The following is a 15,574-nucleotide window of genomic DNA, read 5'->3' as shown; positions in this document are numbered from 1 at the left end:
ATCATGCAATTGAAAGAACCTATCTCCAATTTATTGGAGCAACTACAATATGTAATTGACGAATTAAGTCCTGTACAGTACACCCAGCCGGTAAAACTGCTATCGCAATCAAGCATTGGCCAGCATACCCGTCATATCCTTGAGTTTTTTGTTGAGCTGAACAAAGGCTATGAAACCGGCATGGTTGACTATGATAAACGCATCCGCAACAAAAACATTGAAGCAGATAAAGATTTTGCCATCACAACTATCCGCCAAATAGAGGCCGGGATTCAAAAGCCAGATAAAGAATTGTTGCTTCAAGCCGAATACGGTGAAGGCGAGACAAATTCAACGCAGGTATTTTCTAACTATTACCGCGAGCTGGTTTATAACCTGGAACATACAGTTCATCACATGGCATTGATCCGTATTGGGGTGAACGCTGTATCAGATGTTGTTATCCCCGACGAATTTGGCGTTGCAGCGTCAACACTTAAGTACCGCAGGGCATGTGCACAGTAACCTACATCCCCACAAAAAATGGTTTTCAGCTCACTTCCAATCGCGATGAAAACGTTAACCGCGGGCAGGCCATAGCACCGCGCAAATATCAAAATGGCAGCCACACCCTATTGTACCCTAAAGATGCCGACCGCAATGGCAGCTGGATAGCTGCAAAAAACAACGGCGATACCGTGGTACTGCTAAATGGAGCCTTTGTAAAACACAAAGTCATGCCATCATATAAAACTAGCCGCGGACTGGTATTAGTGGATCTGATTAATGCCCAAGATCCATACCTGTTTTATCAAAATAGTGATCTTGAAAATATTGAACCTTTCACCGTAGTGCTTTATACCGGAGGCAACTTATTTGAATGCCGTTGGGATAGTGAACGCAAACACATCAAATTACTGGATGGCAGGGATGCGCACATCTGGTCGTCTGCTACTTTATATGATGAAGCTGCTACAGCTAAGCGGACCGCCTGGTTTACTAACTGGCGTAAATCGGCCAATCCGGATACGGCAGAAGCTATTTTGCATTTTCATCATCACGCCGGCGAAGGTGATGATAACGATGCCCTGGTAATAAACCGGGACGGTAAAATGAAAACAGTAAGCGTTACCAATATTAACGTAAGCCCCCAAAATATCACCATGACCTATCATGATTTGAAGGATGGTAATAAATATATTAATGATCTTGTCATAACCGAAAAAGATAGCAAGCCCCCTGTTCTGCCTCGTTTTTTTGGTTTGAAACGTTTTTTAATCAAGCTCTTTAATTGGGAATATTGGTCATTAAACATGGTATACGCGCCAATTATGTTTTACTGGTTTTGGCTGAGTTTAAAGGCACGATCATTTTTCTTTTTCAGTACGGCCAACCCGTTGATTGAAAATGGAGGCTTCACGTTGGAAAGTAAAGCCAGTATTTATGACCTCATCCCTCAAAAATATTATCCCCAAACCATCCTGTTTAAAACCGGTGCAGACTTTAGCGAGATTACATTGGCTATAAAAGAAAAAGGGTTCAGTTACCCGCTGATTGCCAAGCCCGATATAGGCGGCAGAGGAGTACAGGTAAAACTGGTACATAACGAAACCGGATTATTGGAATACACACAACAGATCAGGGTCGACTTTTTGGTGCAGCAATATGTTAACTACAACCACGAGGCAGGCATATTTTATTACCGTCTGCCCGGCGAGGCGAAAGGCCATGTAACCGGCATAGTTGGAAAAGAATTTTTAACCCTCACCGGGGATGGCAAACACACCATGATGGAGCTTATTGTTAAGGAACCCCGTTATCTGCTGCAGTTGCCTGTGCTAATAAATACCTACGGCGATAAATTAAAGCATGTTTTGCCTGCCGGCGAGTCAAAGATACTGGTACCTTATGGTAACCATTCGCGCGGCGCTAAGTTTATTGACTTTAGTCACCTTATTACTGATGAGCTAACGGAGGCCATAGATAATATGTGCCGCGAAATTCCCGGATTTTATTTTGGACGGCTGGATGTAATGTACAATACCTGGGACGAGCTAAGCAGTGGCAAAAACCTTTCCATCATAGAACTGAACGGGGCGGGTAGCGAGCCAACCCATATTTACGATCCTAAACATTCTATATTCTTTGCCTGGGGCGAGATTATCAGGCATTGGAAAATCCTATACCAGGTAAGTATACTTAATAAACAACTTAAGGGAATTAACCACATGACTTACAAACAAGGCATAACCATGCTTAAAAATAACACCGAATACTTTAAACTGGTAGCATGAGCATGACAAAGCAATTAAAACTATTTTGGGTAGCGTTCAGCATCAGTTTTGTTGGAGCGCTGCCTATCGGAACCTTAAATACCAACGTAGCTAACTTTGCCCTTAACGGTAATTTTGCTGGTGCTGCCTGGTTTGGCTTCGCCGCTATTTTAGTCGAAGTATTGATTGTGCGTATAGCGTTGGTGGTGGTTGACCAACTGGTGCGCTTAAAAAAACTGTTCAAAATATTAAGCGCGGCCTTTTGCATTGCTATACTGGTGCTGGCCTATAAAACATTGGAGGCCGCTTTCCATATGCGCAATTTCCAGGATGTGCTGCCTTTTGTAGGGATGAACCCTTTTTATGCGGGATTATTGTTAAGCCTGCTTAACCCGCTGCATTTACCCTTTTGGATGGGCTGGACTGCTGTTTTAAAGAGCTGCAAGGTGTTAAGCAGCGAGCCCCGTGCTTATAATATTTTCATAGCAGCAATAGGTACCGGTACACTACTGTCATTTATTATTTATGGCATCGCAGGCAATTATCTGATGAACGTGCTCAAAACACAGCACAACCTCATCAACTGGATCCTGGGTTTAACCTTATTAATGACAGGCCTGGTGCAGGCTTATAAGCTTATAGCGGCACAAATACAGTTAAATAAAAATCAAATGAAAAAATCAGCTCAGGCATTATTGATATTTTTAGTTGCCACGATTATCGGCTTCGCATCATGCACATCAAAATACAAGCCTTTACTTAATTCACAACAGGGTATCAATTTTAAAACAACATCCCTTGCCAATGCACAGGCAGTGGCTAAGACAGCAAATAAACCCCTGTTTGTATTTGCACACGCTTCATGGTGTCCAACCTGCAAACAAATGGAGCAGGAAGTGCTGATCAAAAAAGAATTGGGCGATGCTTTTAATGCTAACCTGATAAATGTGGCTATTGATATTGACAGTAAGGATGGTAAAACATTAAAAGAACAATATCCAATCAGGGCAACCCCAACATTGTTCTTTTTTAATGCAGATGGTTCGCCTGCTAAAAAGCTGGAAGGATTTACTTCGGCTGATGTTTTATTGGCAGAGGAAAAAGAGTTGAAGAAGTAAATAGCTCCGAATACATGAATGACAAATCTGACGAAGACTTACGAAGTTTTAAAAACTTCGTAAGTCTGGATTCTACAACTTACTTTAGGTATAAACGAAACATCTTCTCTACCCTGTATTACGAATATACCCGGCGAAGAAGATGTTTCACTACGTTCAACATGACAACCGGTTTAACTGGTTATTATTTAGGCAAGCCCCCTAAAAAGCCCAGCACATCCTGTCCTATTTCTTTAGCATGTGTTTCCAAAGCAAAGTGGCCTGTGTTGTAAAACTTAACGGTAGCATTTGGATTATCCCGTTTATAGCCTTCGGCACCGGCAGGTAAAAAAAACGGATCTTTGTTACCCCAAACAGCTAACAGCTTTGGTTTATATTCTCTAAAATAAGCCTGGAATTTAGGATATAAAGCTACGTTAGTACGATAATCAAGCATCAGATCAAGCTGAATTTCCACATTTCCGGGGCGGTCAAGGGTTTGCTGATCGAGTGTATAGCTTTCCGGAGCAATTAATGACGGGTCTGACACGCCTTCAAAATATTGGAATTTGGTCATTTTTTCTTTCACGAAATCCCTTAAGGCATCCCTGTTTTCCTTAGTTGAATCCTGCCAGTATTTTTGGATCGGGTTCCAGCCGGTGCTCAGGCCTTCTTCATAGGCATTACCGTTTTGCGATATGATGCCGGTTATTTTTTCGGGGTTAGCAAGTGCCAATCTTAAACCGGTAGGCGCGCCATAATCAAATATATAAATGGAAAAACGTTTCAAACCAAGCTCATCAATAAATGATTGCATAGTAGCAGCCAGGTTATCAAAAGTATAATGAAATTGGGTATGATCGGGCATATCTGAAAATCCAAAACCAGGAAGGTCGGGAGCCAGCACGTGATATTTTGTACTTAAAGTTGGGATTAGGTTCCTGAACATATGCGATGATGTAGGATAACCATGCAACAACAATATGGTTGGTGCTTCTTTAGGGCCTGCTTCGCGATAAAAAATATTTAAGCCATTGGCTTTGATGTCGCGGTAATGAATCTGATTAGTTTCCATAGTATGATTTTTTGAAGTTGAGTTTCGGGTTGATTGCGCTTTGGCTCCGCTTACCATCAAGGTAGCCACAATTGCATTTATTATCAGTCTTTTAAGCTTCATTTTTTCTGTTTTGATGATTCAAAATTAATGTTGATATTTGATTATTAAAAACGATTAATAGTGATATTTAAAATCATAAATAGTGATTTATGAACACAAATGACTTAAAGATATTTGAAGCGGTGGCTGCTAACGGAAGCTTCACCAAAGCGGCCGAAGCCATGTTTACCGTACAGTCAAACGTAACGGCACGTGTTAAAAACCTGGAAGAAGAATTTGGCGCCGATCTGTTTACACGTACATCGCGCAAAGTAACGCTAACCAGCGCCGGTGAAACGCTGATGCAATACAGCAAGCAGATAGATCATTTGATGCAGGAAGCCAAAAAGGATATTAAAAAATTTAACCGGGTAAGCGGCAATCTTAAAATAGGCTGTATCGAAACCACCATGGCTTTTAAGGTACCGGATATCCTTAGCCGTTTTACAGAAGCCTATCCGGATGTCGACCTGGAATTTAAATCGGAAATGCGCAGTGAGCTCATAAATGATGTAATTAACTACAAACTGGATGCTGCCTTTGTATCGGCACCTATCAATTCGCCAGAGCTGGAACAGTTACATATTAAAGAGGAGCAATTGGTTATCCTGGCTCCCGCGCAAGGCCCCGGGCTTAAGGAATTGCTCATGAACCAGCCGCTTAAGATCATTGTGTTTGACCAGGGGTGCGTATTTCGTGCCCGGTTGGAAGCATGGCTTAATTCAAAAGGCATTATCCAATATAAAAGTATCGTATTGAATTCGCTGGAAGGGATCATCAACTTTGTGGAAGCCGGTTTAGGGATAAGCATCCTCCCGGCCGAATTGATTGAACAATATTATGCTGGCCGCAAGCTTAAAACACATCCGCTTAATAAGGAACTTGGCACCATGTCTACAGTGCTCATCTATCGTAAAAATGTACCGCAATCGAGGGCATTGAAAGCTTTTGTGGAGATGTATTGATTATTGTCCCTGCATTTTTTATTAACATTCAAAACCTTAATTTGCATACGGCAATAATCATCAACTCGTTATAAACCTCAATGTGATATGGAAAACAATATCGGCACAAAAGAAAACCCGATGACGCTGAAAACACCGCCATTAACTTCGGATTATACCATGTATCTGGACACGAAGGATGGGAAACCCATACTGGTTTGTACTGTTGGTAAAACAATACTTCATTACGATTACCGTTGCCTGGCCGACCTGCATGCTATGTTAACCGCTCACGGCGATTGGATGGAACTTGGCAGCGCCGACGAGCAAAAGCCTGCTAAAGAAGGAACCGTAGAAGCCTGGGGCCGGTCAGAGACCAACCCGGTTGGGGGCTGGTATGGCTTAAAAAAAGGGCTTCGCGGCCGCTTCGCCATGTATGTTCCCCCTTTGATGGAGGCATTAGGCATGGTTGAATTAACCCACGAAGCAAAAGGCAATAAAGTAAAAGCCAAATAATAAGCCGGAGGCTTTATTAATTCTTGGTTGGGTCATTCACTATACCGGCAAATAATATCAACCCGGTTTTCATTTCTCTTATGGCGAAAATAAATGGCTTATTAAAAACATTGGTTGGTGCCGGCGCCGAAATCCCTATACCTACTTCAGTTGCAGCTGCCGCTTCAGTGCCATCCTCATTCACATCAATATAGGCTTCATGCTTTACTTCTGTGATAGCAACTCCACCACCTGCGGTAATCCGGCTAAAATCAGCCTGATCACTAAAAGCAATGCCCATTCCTAATGATTTTAAAATCCCCATCAGGTTAATACCATAGCTAAATTTAAACTTAGGAATAGTAATTTGTGATTTGGTAGCGGCAAGCTTACCCATTAAAAAGTTCCATTTAGTTGAATCAAGACCGAGGGCAAAGGCTTTCACATCTTCATATGGCATAATCATTACCATACTGTACTTACTGTTGCTATACGGCAATTCAACAACATTGGTACCATTATCATAGGCGGTTTTAAGCTCAACGCCATTGTTGGTCATGAAATCGGTTTGTACCGTACTGTTATCGGCAAGGCGAAAAGGTGCCTTATAAGTTTTAGCTGCATCAAAGCGGGTTTTCCAACTGCTTTTAAAATAAATAGCATTAATGAGGTACATGCGGGCACCATCACCAATCTGATCAAGGATCTTCGGGATTTTATTGTTGGTTTGCCCGCTTACCCAACTATTAATAGTATTTGCCGATCCTGTTTTATCGCTGCTGAAGTCAAGCGCTTTTACTTCGGCATCATAAAAATCAGTATTGGTTTTCAGGAACGCCGGCAGCACAGTAAAATTGTTGGCGTACCAAATGGAGTTTGCTATTTTAAGGGTTGTATTTGGATCAAGATCGGGCAGGTTAGTAATGAGGTTATGATAATAACTGTTTACCTGATCTTCAGTAAAACCATTAACTTCCATAGTTTTACGGATATCGGTAAGGGTTTGCCCATTGGCGCCATTGCTGGTCATCCCAACGGCAAAGCTGACACTCAGAGGTGAAATGATCAGATTTTGAGTATTGTCGATGGTACCAACATCTGCTTTAAATAGCTTTAAGGTAAAGGCGTTACCCGGCCCAACCTGTTGTTGTTCGGTTGCTGAAAGTACCAGGTCTTTCCCCGGATCATTTTTTGGATTGATGCCACCTTTTTTGCAGGCAGCCATTGTTAAAATCCCAAGACAAAGTAAGGTTAATTTGCGCGTCATAGTTGATAGGTTTATAATTATATTACGCATTATAAACCACTTACGCTACAGTAAGTTAAAAAATTCATCACTCATAAAAAAGCATAACAATTTTTTAACTCCTGTACTTTTAAAACACCGTAGTTTAGGCCTTTAAAATACTTACTTATACCGATGCAAAATCTACTTAAAACCGCAGCTCTTATCCTGCTGTTATCGGCCGGGCTGAACGCCGCCGCCCAAACCCGAAAGGCCGTTTTTATTATTGCCGATGGCATTCCTGCAGATGTGATTGAAAAATTAAATACCCCTAACCTCAAACTGATAGCCAAGCAAGGCACCTATCTTCGTGCCCATGTTGGCGGTGAAAAAGGAGGATATTCACAAACGCCAACTATATCGGCCAACGGCTATAACAGTTTACTCACCGCTACCTGGGTTAACAAACATAATGTTTGGGGCAACGATATTAAAGCGCCTAACTATAACTACTGGAATATATTCCGGATGTTTAAAAATGCCTGGCCCAACAAAAAAACAGCCGTGTTTAGCAGCTGGACAGATAACCGTACCAAACTTATTGGCGATAAACTACCCGAGGCAGGTAATATCCATCCTGATTATGCTTATGATGGCTACGAGCTGGATACCGTAAAGTTTCCGCATGATAAGGCCGGTAACTATATGCACCTGATCGATGAGCAGGTGGCAGCGTCGGCAGCAAACTGCATTAAAGATAAAGCTCCTGATCTTTCATGGGTATACCTGGAATACACCGACGATATGGGACATAAATATGGTGACAGCCCGCAATATTATGATGCCATTGAAAAAATGGATGCACAGGTTGGTAAGATCTGGGCAGCGATACAATACCGCAGGCAACATTTCAAAGAAGACTGGCTGATCTTTATTACCACAGATCATGGGCGCAGCGAAGCCACCGGTAAAGATCATGGTGGCCAAAGTGCCCGTCAGCGCTCAACCTGGATGGTTACCAGCTACCGTCCGCTTAATAATTATGCTAAATATTACACCCCGGGTATTGTTGATATTACGCCATCAATCAATAGTTTTTTAAACGTAAAAGTGCCCAAGGCGCAGCAGCGGGAAATGGATGGCATTTCGCTTATCGGCGCAGTATCTGTTGCAGAACCAACGGCAAACTATGTACAGGGCTCTTTAGATATCACCTGGAAAACCCTTGACCCTAAGGGCTATGTAAAGATTTGGGTAGCCTCCGATAATACTTTTAAAGAAGGTAAGGCCGATGACTACAAGTTATTAGCTACTGTGCCGGCAAACAATGAACATGTGCTGGTTGATGTTAAAAATATACCCTCTAAATTTTACAAAATTGCCATAGAAGGATTAAATAATACTGTGAACAGGTGGGTTGTATTGGAGGATAAAAAATAGATCTGCAGCAGATAAGATACAACCAGTTCAAAAACAACATTAATAAAATCGTCCCCTTCTTTGCTTTGTGCATTGGAGGGGATTTGCATTTTTACATACTTCCCTCCTTTTACTATTCAAAATACAAACTACTTGGTATTGTGCAGCCTGCCGTGGCTCCGTAACATTGTGATACAAAAACAACCCAAAACCACAATGAAAAAGCCACAATTATGTACCCCTGGTATCAAACCAGCAAACAGCAGTACGTTAATTTTTATGATGACATGCCCTGTAGCCCCTTTAATAAACCGGCCGTTTTATCCCAAAAACAAGAAATTGCCGATTGTTTTTTTGCAGGTAAATTGCATAAATTAGATCATTGCCGGATAGCGTTGATCTCTTTATTATAACCATTGACACCTTACCTAACCCCTTTTACTAAAATGATCTTTAAAACCAACATATGGGCACTTATTTGCTGTGTTACTACTATAATTTGTTTAAGTACACAAGCAGCCTACAGCCAAAATCAGTTTGAAAAGGAACTCACGCAAAAAATAGATAATTTCCTGGCTCCTGCCCCTCAAATCAACCAGCAAACAACACCAACACAAAATGAGCTTTACCCCAGCGATGCACCTGGCGGCATATTAATACCATCGGGCTTTGGGGGATATGGTACTTACCTGTTTGGCGGCATCGGAGCTACCTATCCCGAGGTATACCTGAATAATAATAAAACAGACCTGATCACTTCGGTAGGGGCATGTGTAGGCAACCCTGCAAAAGCAGTAAACTTTGCTGCCAGTTTAAATATGACCGATGTGCACAAATTCAGGGATTTCTCGGGAAACTTTATCATAAGCCGTATATTATTTGCCGGAACAAGCATCTCGGCCGGAGCATTGCAGGTGTTTGCTAACGTGAAGCAGTCTGATGCCTCCGGCTCAACCTACTTCCTTGCCGTAACCCATGCCATACAAACCATTAAATCATTAACCCCGGGCTGCTCAAGGCTTAGCTATACAATAGGTATAGGCAGCGGCAGGTTTTATGAAAAAAGCCCTAAAGATATTGCTGCCGGCAGAGGCAAACACGGCACCGCAGTATTCGGTAGTATATCCTATGAACTTATACATCATGTAAATGTAAATGCCGAATGGACGGGCATGAACCTCGGTATTTCGGCGGGGGTCAGGCCGTTCCCGGTGCCCTTAAGTTTAGCGGTAGGGGTTGCAAACCTTACCCGGTATACCAACGACAGGGCCAATATGGTATTCTCCCTCGGTTACCCGCTCTCACTAAACCGGCGATAGTTTCCTTTTAGCAAAATCATTAATTATTTCATTAAAATATATAAAATCTATGAAAAAGATCATCATAGCAGCATTAGTCGCGTCCGCAACTTTGGCTATAAGCATCAATCGGGCCTCTGCACAAAGCAGAGGCAATCAATCAGACTGGAACGTACCACCGCCAATACCGCCGGTACCACCTATTCCGCCGGTGCCGCCAATACCACCGGTGCCGCCCATTCCTCCTGTACCGCCGATACCGCCCGTGCCACCTATTCCACCGGTACCACCAATACCGCCAGTGCCACCGATAACACCGGTACCACCTATTCCTCCGGTGCCGCCAATACCGCCGGTGCCGCCTATTCCACCGGTACCACCAATACCACCGGTGCCGCCGATTCCGCCAGTGCCGCCAATACCACCGGTGCCGCCAATCCCTCCGGTACCACCAATACCGCCGGTGCCACCTATTCCGCCAGTACCGCCGATACCACCGGTGCCACCAATACCCGGTTTAAAACCGTTGCATTAATTAGGATCAATACAGGGCAGTTTATTTTAACTGCCTTGTATTAAAAGCTTGCTCTTATTAAACAAAAATTACATGAAACCGCAAATACCCAAACTTAAAACTATATTAACCGTACTGCTTACCAGCATATCTGCCTTAAGTAGTGCACAAACGGCGCACCGTATATTTACCTTTAAAAAAGGCGATCAATTTCAACGCACTGCTTTTTTAAGTTCAAATACTGTACTGCAACGCGGCGATCAAAAGTTTAACATCAACAGCTTTTCATCAACAACTAAAGTTTATGATGTTATTGATACCACAGGCCAGGGCTTTAACCTTGCAGTCACCACCAAACACATTGCCGATACGGTTGACGCCATGGGTAAAAAACTGGAGTATAGCTCAGACAAGCCGGTTACCGACAGCTCGGCTATCGCAAAAGCGCTTAATAACCTTACAGGTAAAGTTGCTTCGGTAACTATCAATAAAAACGGCCTGGTAACTGATGTTACTGATCCTGCGCTGCAATTTACTAATGACGCTTTCACAGCATTTACCGGTTTGCAGCAGGAGCAAATTATAAAAGGAACAACCCTTGGCCTGCTGGCCGATTTTGTGATAACCCAATCACTTAAACCTGGCTATACCTGGGCCGACTCTATCACGGTGAACGGGCAAAAAACCAAGAACACTTTTTGGATAGATAAACTCACCGATAAAACGACCACGGTAATTTTTGAAAGCGCTATTACCGGTGGGTACACCAACAGTAATACCAACGGTGTATACGTCATTGACAATCAAACAGGCGTGATCCTGGAACGGATGATGAAAAGCATTATAAGCGGCTATCAGCTTCACAACCAGGTAGTTTACGCAGCATCAAAACGCACAGCTTTTACCGAAAGCTGTTACAAGATACATTAGTTCCCGAACGTAGGGGTACAATAGGGGCTATTGTTAAAAGAGAAGGCTATGCGGTTAAGCCAAACGCATATGCCTCTCTTTTTTATTTTTACTTCATCCGGCGTTTAGTGAAGTTTCATCCTTTTTGCCGCAGCGGGGTGCAGATAATTATTGTCGCTTAGCCAGTCGACCATGCGCTGTGGCCAGGTACTGATACTTTGCAGCTTTGAGCGGTAACCCATATTAAAACCATGGTCGCCCTGGGTATAAATATGTACCTCAACCGGTATCCTTGCCTCACGATAACGTTGCAACAGCTTAACTACGGATGGCGAACAACAAACATCATCATTCGCAGCTAATAAAAATGCAGGCGGAGCATCGTAAGGTAATTTATCGGGGATATAAAGCGGCCCCGGATAAATCTGGATCAAAAACGACGGACGGGCGCTTAGCCTGTCTATCGGATCAGGAGCTTTTGGATCGCCTTTGCCTTCGCCAAAGGCCACCATATCAACCACTTCGCCACCGGCCGAAAAGCCCATCATCCCGATGCGGTTAGTATCCAATCCATATTCTGCTGCTTTGCTGCGTACCAGCCGCATAGCGCGGTACCCATCCTGTTTTGCATGTACGTCAATTTTGTATGGCGATAGCGTATCTCTTCCCAAACGATATTTCAATACAAAAACAGTAACACCTAAATTGTTAAGGTATTTGGCAGGATCAACACCTTCGGCAGTATAAACCAGCAAACGGTGCCCCCCTCCGGGGCATACCACAACTGCCGAGCCGTTGGCTTTGTCCTTCGGCGGCAAAAAAACAGTAAGCGATGGATTATGAATATTTTTTACCCAGTAATCTTTAGCCTGCTCAGGCTCATTACGGCGATTTTCAAAACCGGGCGCTCCGTTTGGCCAAAGCGGTATAACAGTGTCCTGGGCTATGCCCGCAAAAGGCAGTGTAAGGAGCACCAGGAATAGGTAAGTGCTTAGTTTTGTTTGCATAAAGTAAATATACTTTATAACTGAAGGTTTGGCGTTAAAGCACTAAACTTTTACGCGGGTTAATGGTTAAATTTGAGTAGTTCATGGTTCATAGATGATGGTGCATGGTTTGACAGGCAGCAATTTGTTAATTCACTCTTTGTAAACCGGTTAGCCCATGATCTATGAACTATGAACCATGAACAGTTAATAAAAAACTTATGGCAAATTTCCAGGAAATAATAGCATCAGAAACACCGGTACTGGTCGATTTTTCGGCAGAGTGGTGTGGGCCTTGTAAAATGATGCCGCCTATACTGCACGATGTAAAAACAGCGTTAGGAGATAAGGTAAAGATCATTAAAATAGATATTGATAAAAACCCTGCGGCAGCCAGTGCATACCGTATTCAAAGTGTGCCTACCCTTATGATTTTTCAAAAAGGGGAAAGCAAATGGCGTCAAAGCGGCGTAGTGCAGGCCAGGCAGTTACAACAAGTGGTAGAGCAGTTTTTGTAAAAAACCACCTCACCCCAACCCTCTCCTTTGGAGAGGGAGTTTTTAGAATTTAATTTAATCATCACTATTCAAAAAAGTCCTCTCCTTTGGAGAGGATTTAGGAGAGGTTTAACATGGCAACCATCGAAAGCATCCAGAACGCGTATATTGATTATGTTTTAACCGAAGGTGAGCAACCTAAGTCGGTTTATATCTTTGCAAAGCAAAATGAAATGAGCGAGGCTGAGTTTTACCAGTTCTACGGTTCGTTTGAAGCGGTTGAACAGGGTATCTGGGCAGGCTTTGCTACCAAAACACTGGCCGAAATCCGCGCCCAGGAAGTTTGGGAGGGTTATTCATCACGCGAGAAAGCATTGTCATTTTTTTATGGCTTTTTTGAGCTGATTAAAAGCAGTCGCAGCTTTGCAGTTTATAGCATAAAAAAACAACCTAAAGGTTTTACAACACCAAAAGTATTTATTCCGCTGAAAGATATTTTTGAGGGCTTTGCCGATGATATCATGAAAGAAGGGATTGAAAGTACCGAACTGAGCGACCGTAAATACTTCTCAAAAAAATACAAGGATGCACTTTGGGTACAGTTTGTGTTTATACTCAACTTCTGGATCAATGATAATTCGGCAGGCTTCGAGAAAACCGATGAGGCTATCGAAAAAGGGATTAATGTAACTTTTGATCTTTTCCAGCGCTCACCCATCGATAACCTTTTTGAATACGGTAAGTTTTTGGTGCAGAACGGCGGGATAAAAGATAAGATGGGATTTTGAGATTATGGCAGATGAAACTCCGGGAGCAACTCCCGAACAAAATAGTATACCTACTACCAAAGTACAGCGGTCGGCCAAGTTTATAAAAACAGGCGTTAAGATCGGCGGCAATTATATTAAACATTACTCCAAAAAGCTGTTCAATCCTGATCTTGACAAATCAGAGCTAAATGAGGATAATGCAGCTGATATATATCAATCATTAAGTGAGCTTAAGGGTAGCGCGCTCAAAGTAGCGCAAATGCTCAGCATGGATAAAAACCTGCTGCCGCAGGCTTATGTAGATAAATTCACGCAATCGCAGTATAATGCGCCGCCGCTTTCAGGGCCACTTATTGTACAAACATTCAGGAAATATTTTGGTAAAAACCCCGATCAGATTTTTGATAAGTTCAATATCCGCTCAACCAATGCGGCTTCAATAGGCCAGGTACACCAGGCAGAGGTAAATGGTAAAAAGCTTGCCGTTAAGATCCAGTATCCCGGCGTTGGCGATTCTATCTCGTCGGACCTGAAAATGGTTAAACCCATTGCCTTCAGGATGCTGGGCATGAGCGAAAAGGAACTGGATGTGTACATGAAAGAGGTTGAAGAACGCCTGCTTGAAGAAACCGATTACGAACTGGAAGTTCGGCGCTCGATTGAGTTTTCTAAAGCCTGTGCCAATCTTGATAATGTTGTTTTTCCTAAATATTATCCAGAGTTAAGCAGCAAACGGATCATTACTATGGATTGGCTGGAAGGAAAACACCTGAAAGAGTTTTTAGCCACCAATCCATCGCAGGAGCTTCGCAACCAGATAGGCCAGGCCTTGTGGGATTTTTATAACTTTCAGCAGCATGAGCTCCGTGCCGTACATGCCGATCCACATCCTGGCAATTTTATGATCACCGCCGAAGGGAAATTGGGTGTTATCGATTTTGGCTGTATTAAGGAAATGCCCGAGGATTTTTATTACCCTTTCTTCTCCCTTACTTCAACCAATTTACTGGACAACAAAGAGGAAACCATTAAAGCGTTCAGGCAACTGGACATGATCCATAAGGACGATACCCCGGTGCAGATAGAGTTTTATTATACCCAATATAAAGACATGATCGGCCTGTTTGCCCAACCGTATATTACCGATACCTTTGACTTTAGCCAAACAGCATTTTTTGATCAGTTATACAGCTTTGGTGAGCGAATATCTAAAATGCCCGAGTTTAAACAGGCACGCGGCGTAAAGCACTTTATTTATGTAAACCGTACCAACTTTGGCTTATACAATATTTTGCATGAGCTAAAGGCTAAAGTAAAAACAGATACGTTTAAGCCGCATGTGGTGTTGGAGTATTGAGCAGTTTTAAGTTTGCAGTGGGCAGCGATTAAATAATTAAGCTATATTTGGATAAACCTATCACCATTTATGAAAGTGCAATACCTGCTTTTAATAGCATGTTTATTAGTTGCCTGCAAGTCAAAGCATACAAAACCAGGTATCGATTCTTCTAAGATCAAAAAACTTAAAGTTTTACCGGCATCCTATAAGATGTCTAACAGGGACATCCAAACAAATGCAGATACATCGGAGATTGATGAACAACGCGATGCCTATGCCGATTACTATGTTGTGATTGCTGACACTGGTCTTAATTATTATTCATTAAGAAATAAAATGTTTGAACTGAACCATGCTACCGGTGTTGCTATTGACACAATGGATCAATATTACGACAGACAAAAGGATCTGATTAAACTTCCGGACAATTATGATGACGATATACTTGCCGGGCAATATGTTATGCGGAGATATCCCTCAAAAACCTTAAGTCTTGAATATTTGGAGTCATATAAAAACGATTCGGACAAAAAAATGATAGCGCTTGTAACCGGCATCTATGAAAATAAGTCAAGTGCCGACAGCGCGTTAAAAGCGCTTCAACCCATTAGTGCCTTCTCTATAAAATCTAAAATTTATATTGGTTGTATCCATTAAATCACTATTTGGCAGC

General features: G+C 42.5%; 16 protein-coding genes. 13 read left to right on the top strand and 3 right to left on the bottom strand.

The features are described from left to right. Positions 1-3 precede the first annotated feature (3 nt). The 3 genes from AC59JO_RS15710 to AC59JO_RS15700 are packed head-to-tail and all read left to right on the top strand — an operon-like array spanning position 4 to position 3,370. Complete coding sequence (locus AC59JO_RS15710; RefSeq protein ID WP_413669770.1) at positions 4-504, top strand: hypothetical protein; 501 nt, start codon at positions 4-6, stop codon at positions 502-504. Beyond that, positions 492-2,273: an NRDE family protein gene (locus tag AC59JO_RS15705; RefSeq protein WP_497306374.1), complete on the top strand. Its 1,782-nt coding sequence runs from the start codon at positions 492-494 to the stop codon at positions 2,271-2,273. Before AC59JO_RS15710 ends, AC59JO_RS15705 begins: the two co-directional genes overlap by 13 nt. A 2-nt stretch (positions 2,274-2,275) precedes the next feature. After that, on the top strand, positions 2,276-3,370 hold the full coding sequence (locus AC59JO_RS15700; RefSeq protein WP_497306372.1) for a thioredoxin family protein: 1,095 nt from the start codon (positions 2,276-2,278) through the stop codon (positions 3,368-3,370). A gap of 184 nt (positions 3,371-3,554) precedes the next feature. Here the strand turns inward: AC59JO_RS15700 and AC59JO_RS15695 are convergent, their stop codons facing one another. Next, positions 3,555-4,526 carry an alpha/beta fold hydrolase gene (locus AC59JO_RS15695; protein WP_497306370.1) on the bottom strand — a complete coding sequence of 324 codons (972 nt, stop codon included), beginning with the start codon at positions 4,524-4,526 and terminating at the stop codon, positions 3,555-3,557. A gap of 89 nt (positions 4,527-4,615) precedes the next feature. Between AC59JO_RS15695 and AC59JO_RS15690 the strand changes: the two genes are divergently transcribed. Next, a complete protein-coding gene (locus AC59JO_RS15690) occupies positions 4,616-5,470 on the top strand; it encodes a LysR family transcriptional regulator (protein ID WP_413669774.1) in 855 nt (284 codons plus the stop codon). An 87-nt stretch (positions 5,471-5,557) separates the two neighbouring features. Next, positions 5,558-5,965, top strand: coding sequence for a DUF6855 family protein (locus AC59JO_RS15685; RefSeq protein ID WP_413669775.1), 408 nt, complete (start codon positions 5,558-5,560; stop codon positions 5,963-5,965). Positions 5,966-5,981: 16 nt separating this feature from the next. On the opposite strand, the gene AC59JO_RS15680 is transcribed toward AC59JO_RS15685, so the two are convergent. Beyond that, on the bottom strand, positions 5,982-7,211 hold the full coding sequence (locus AC59JO_RS15680; protein WP_497306367.1) for a serpin family protein: 1,230 nt from the start codon (positions 7,209-7,211) through the stop codon (positions 5,982-5,984). Between the two features lie 153 nt (positions 7,212-7,364). Between AC59JO_RS15680 and AC59JO_RS15675 the strand changes: the two genes are divergently transcribed. The 4 genes from AC59JO_RS15675 (at position 7,365) to AC59JO_RS15660 (ending at position 11,330) form a co-directional block, all read left to right on the top strand. Then, a complete protein-coding gene (locus tag AC59JO_RS15675; RefSeq protein ID WP_497306365.1) occupies positions 7,365-8,609 on the top strand; it encodes an alkaline phosphatase family protein in 1,245 nt (414 codons plus the stop codon). Positions 8,610-9,034: 425 nt separating this feature from the next. Then, positions 9,035-9,907 (top strand): hypothetical protein, encoded by an 873-nt coding sequence (locus tag AC59JO_RS15670; RefSeq protein WP_413669778.1) that lies wholly within the window; start codon positions 9,035-9,037, stop codon positions 9,905-9,907. Between the two features lie 49 nt (positions 9,908-9,956). Next, complete coding sequence (locus AC59JO_RS15665; protein WP_497306363.1) at positions 9,957-10,421, top strand: hypothetical protein; 465 nt, start codon at positions 9,957-9,959, stop codon at positions 10,419-10,421. A 72-nt stretch (positions 10,422-10,493) separates the two neighbouring features. Continuing rightward, positions 10,494-11,330 (top strand): DUF6263 family protein, encoded by an 837-nt coding sequence (locus tag AC59JO_RS15660; RefSeq protein ID WP_413669780.1) that lies wholly within the window; start codon positions 10,494-10,496, stop codon positions 11,328-11,330. A 104-nt stretch (positions 11,331-11,434) separates the two neighbouring features. On the opposite strand, the gene AC59JO_RS15655 is transcribed toward AC59JO_RS15660, so the two are convergent. Then, complete coding sequence (locus tag AC59JO_RS15655) at positions 11,435-12,316, bottom strand: alpha/beta hydrolase (protein WP_497306361.1); 882 nt, start codon at positions 12,314-12,316, stop codon at positions 11,435-11,437. A 200-nt stretch (positions 12,317-12,516) separates the two neighbouring features. On the opposite strand from AC59JO_RS15655, the gene trxA reads away from it, so the two are divergent. The 4 genes from trxA (at position 12,517) to AC59JO_RS15635 (ending at position 15,558) form a co-directional block, all read left to right on the top strand. After that, entirely contained in the window at positions 12,517-12,813 is a 297-nt protein-coding gene (gene trxA, locus AC59JO_RS15650) for a thioredoxin (RefSeq protein ID WP_091216140.1), read from the top strand. Positions 12,814-12,926: 113 nt separating this feature from the next. Further along, positions 12,927-13,580 carry a TetR family transcriptional regulator C-terminal domain-containing protein gene (locus tag AC59JO_RS15645; protein ID WP_413669782.1) on the top strand — a complete coding sequence of 218 codons (654 nt, stop codon included), beginning with the start codon at positions 12,927-12,929 and terminating at the stop codon, positions 13,578-13,580. Positions 13,581-13,584: 4 nt separating this feature from the next. Beyond that, on the top strand, positions 13,585-14,919 hold the full coding sequence (locus tag AC59JO_RS15640; RefSeq protein ID WP_413669783.1) for an ABC1 kinase family protein: 1,335 nt from the start codon (positions 13,585-13,587) through the stop codon (positions 14,917-14,919). A gap of 69 nt (positions 14,920-14,988) precedes the next feature. Beyond that, the gene (locus AC59JO_RS15635) at positions 14,989-15,558 is read left to right on the top strand and encodes a hypothetical protein (RefSeq protein ID WP_497306358.1); all 570 of its coding nucleotides are present in this window, start codon (positions 14,989-14,991) and stop codon (positions 15,556-15,558) included. Positions 15,559-15,574: the final 16 nt, after the last annotated feature.

Source organism: Mucilaginibacter sp. A5337, from assembly GCF_059690695.1.
Note: the sequence above shows the minus strand (reverse complement) of the source record. Positions and strands in the feature narration are given on the sequence as shown.

What these genes read in the sequence shown, in the direction of transcription:
- AC59JO_RS15710 (WP_413669770.1), top strand. Translation starts at nt 4, where the DNA reads ATGCAATTGAAAGAACCTATCTCCAATTTATTGGAGCAACTACAATAT.
- AC59JO_RS15705 (WP_497306374.1), top strand. Translation starts at nt 492, where the DNA reads ATGTGCACAGTAACCTACATCCCCACAAAAAATGGTTTTCAGCTCACT.
- AC59JO_RS15700 (WP_497306372.1), top strand. Translation starts at nt 2,276, where the DNA reads ATGACAAAGCAATTAAAACTATTTTGGGTAGCGTTCAGCATCAGTTTT.
- AC59JO_RS15695 (WP_497306370.1), bottom strand. Translation starts at nt 4,526, where the DNA reads ATGAAGCTTAAAAGACTGATAATAAATGCAATTGTGGCTACCTTGATG.
- AC59JO_RS15690 (WP_413669774.1), top strand. Translation starts at nt 4,616, where the DNA reads ATGAACACAAATGACTTAAAGATATTTGAAGCGGTGGCTGCTAACGGA.
- AC59JO_RS15685 (WP_413669775.1), top strand. Translation starts at nt 5,558, where the DNA reads ATGGAAAACAATATCGGCACAAAAGAAAACCCGATGACGCTGAAAACA.
- AC59JO_RS15680 (WP_497306367.1), bottom strand. Translation starts at nt 7,211, where the DNA reads ATGACGCGCAAATTAACCTTACTTTGTCTTGGGATTTTAACAATGGCT.
- AC59JO_RS15675 (WP_497306365.1), top strand. Translation starts at nt 7,365, where the DNA reads ATGCAAAATCTACTTAAAACCGCAGCTCTTATCCTGCTGTTATCGGCC.
- AC59JO_RS15670 (WP_413669778.1), top strand. Translation starts at nt 9,035, where the DNA reads ATGATCTTTAAAACCAACATATGGGCACTTATTTGCTGTGTTACTACT.
- AC59JO_RS15665 (WP_497306363.1), top strand. Translation starts at nt 9,957, where the DNA reads ATGAAAAAGATCATCATAGCAGCATTAGTCGCGTCCGCAACTTTGGCT.
- AC59JO_RS15660 (WP_413669780.1), top strand. Translation starts at nt 10,494, where the DNA reads ATGAAACCGCAAATACCCAAACTTAAAACTATATTAACCGTACTGCTT.
- AC59JO_RS15655 (WP_497306361.1), bottom strand. Translation starts at nt 12,316, where the DNA reads ATGCAAACAAAACTAAGCACTTACCTATTCCTGGTGCTCCTTACACTG.
- trxA (WP_091216140.1), top strand. Translation starts at nt 12,517, where the DNA reads ATGGCAAATTTCCAGGAAATAATAGCATCAGAAACACCGGTACTGGTC.
- AC59JO_RS15645 (WP_413669782.1), top strand. Translation starts at nt 12,927, where the DNA reads ATGGCAACCATCGAAAGCATCCAGAACGCGTATATTGATTATGTTTTA.
- AC59JO_RS15640 (WP_413669783.1), top strand. Translation starts at nt 13,585, where the DNA reads ATGGCAGATGAAACTCCGGGAGCAACTCCCGAACAAAATAGTATACCT.
- AC59JO_RS15635 (WP_497306358.1), top strand. Translation starts at nt 14,989, where the DNA reads ATGAAAGTGCAATACCTGCTTTTAATAGCATGTTTATTAGTTGCCTGC.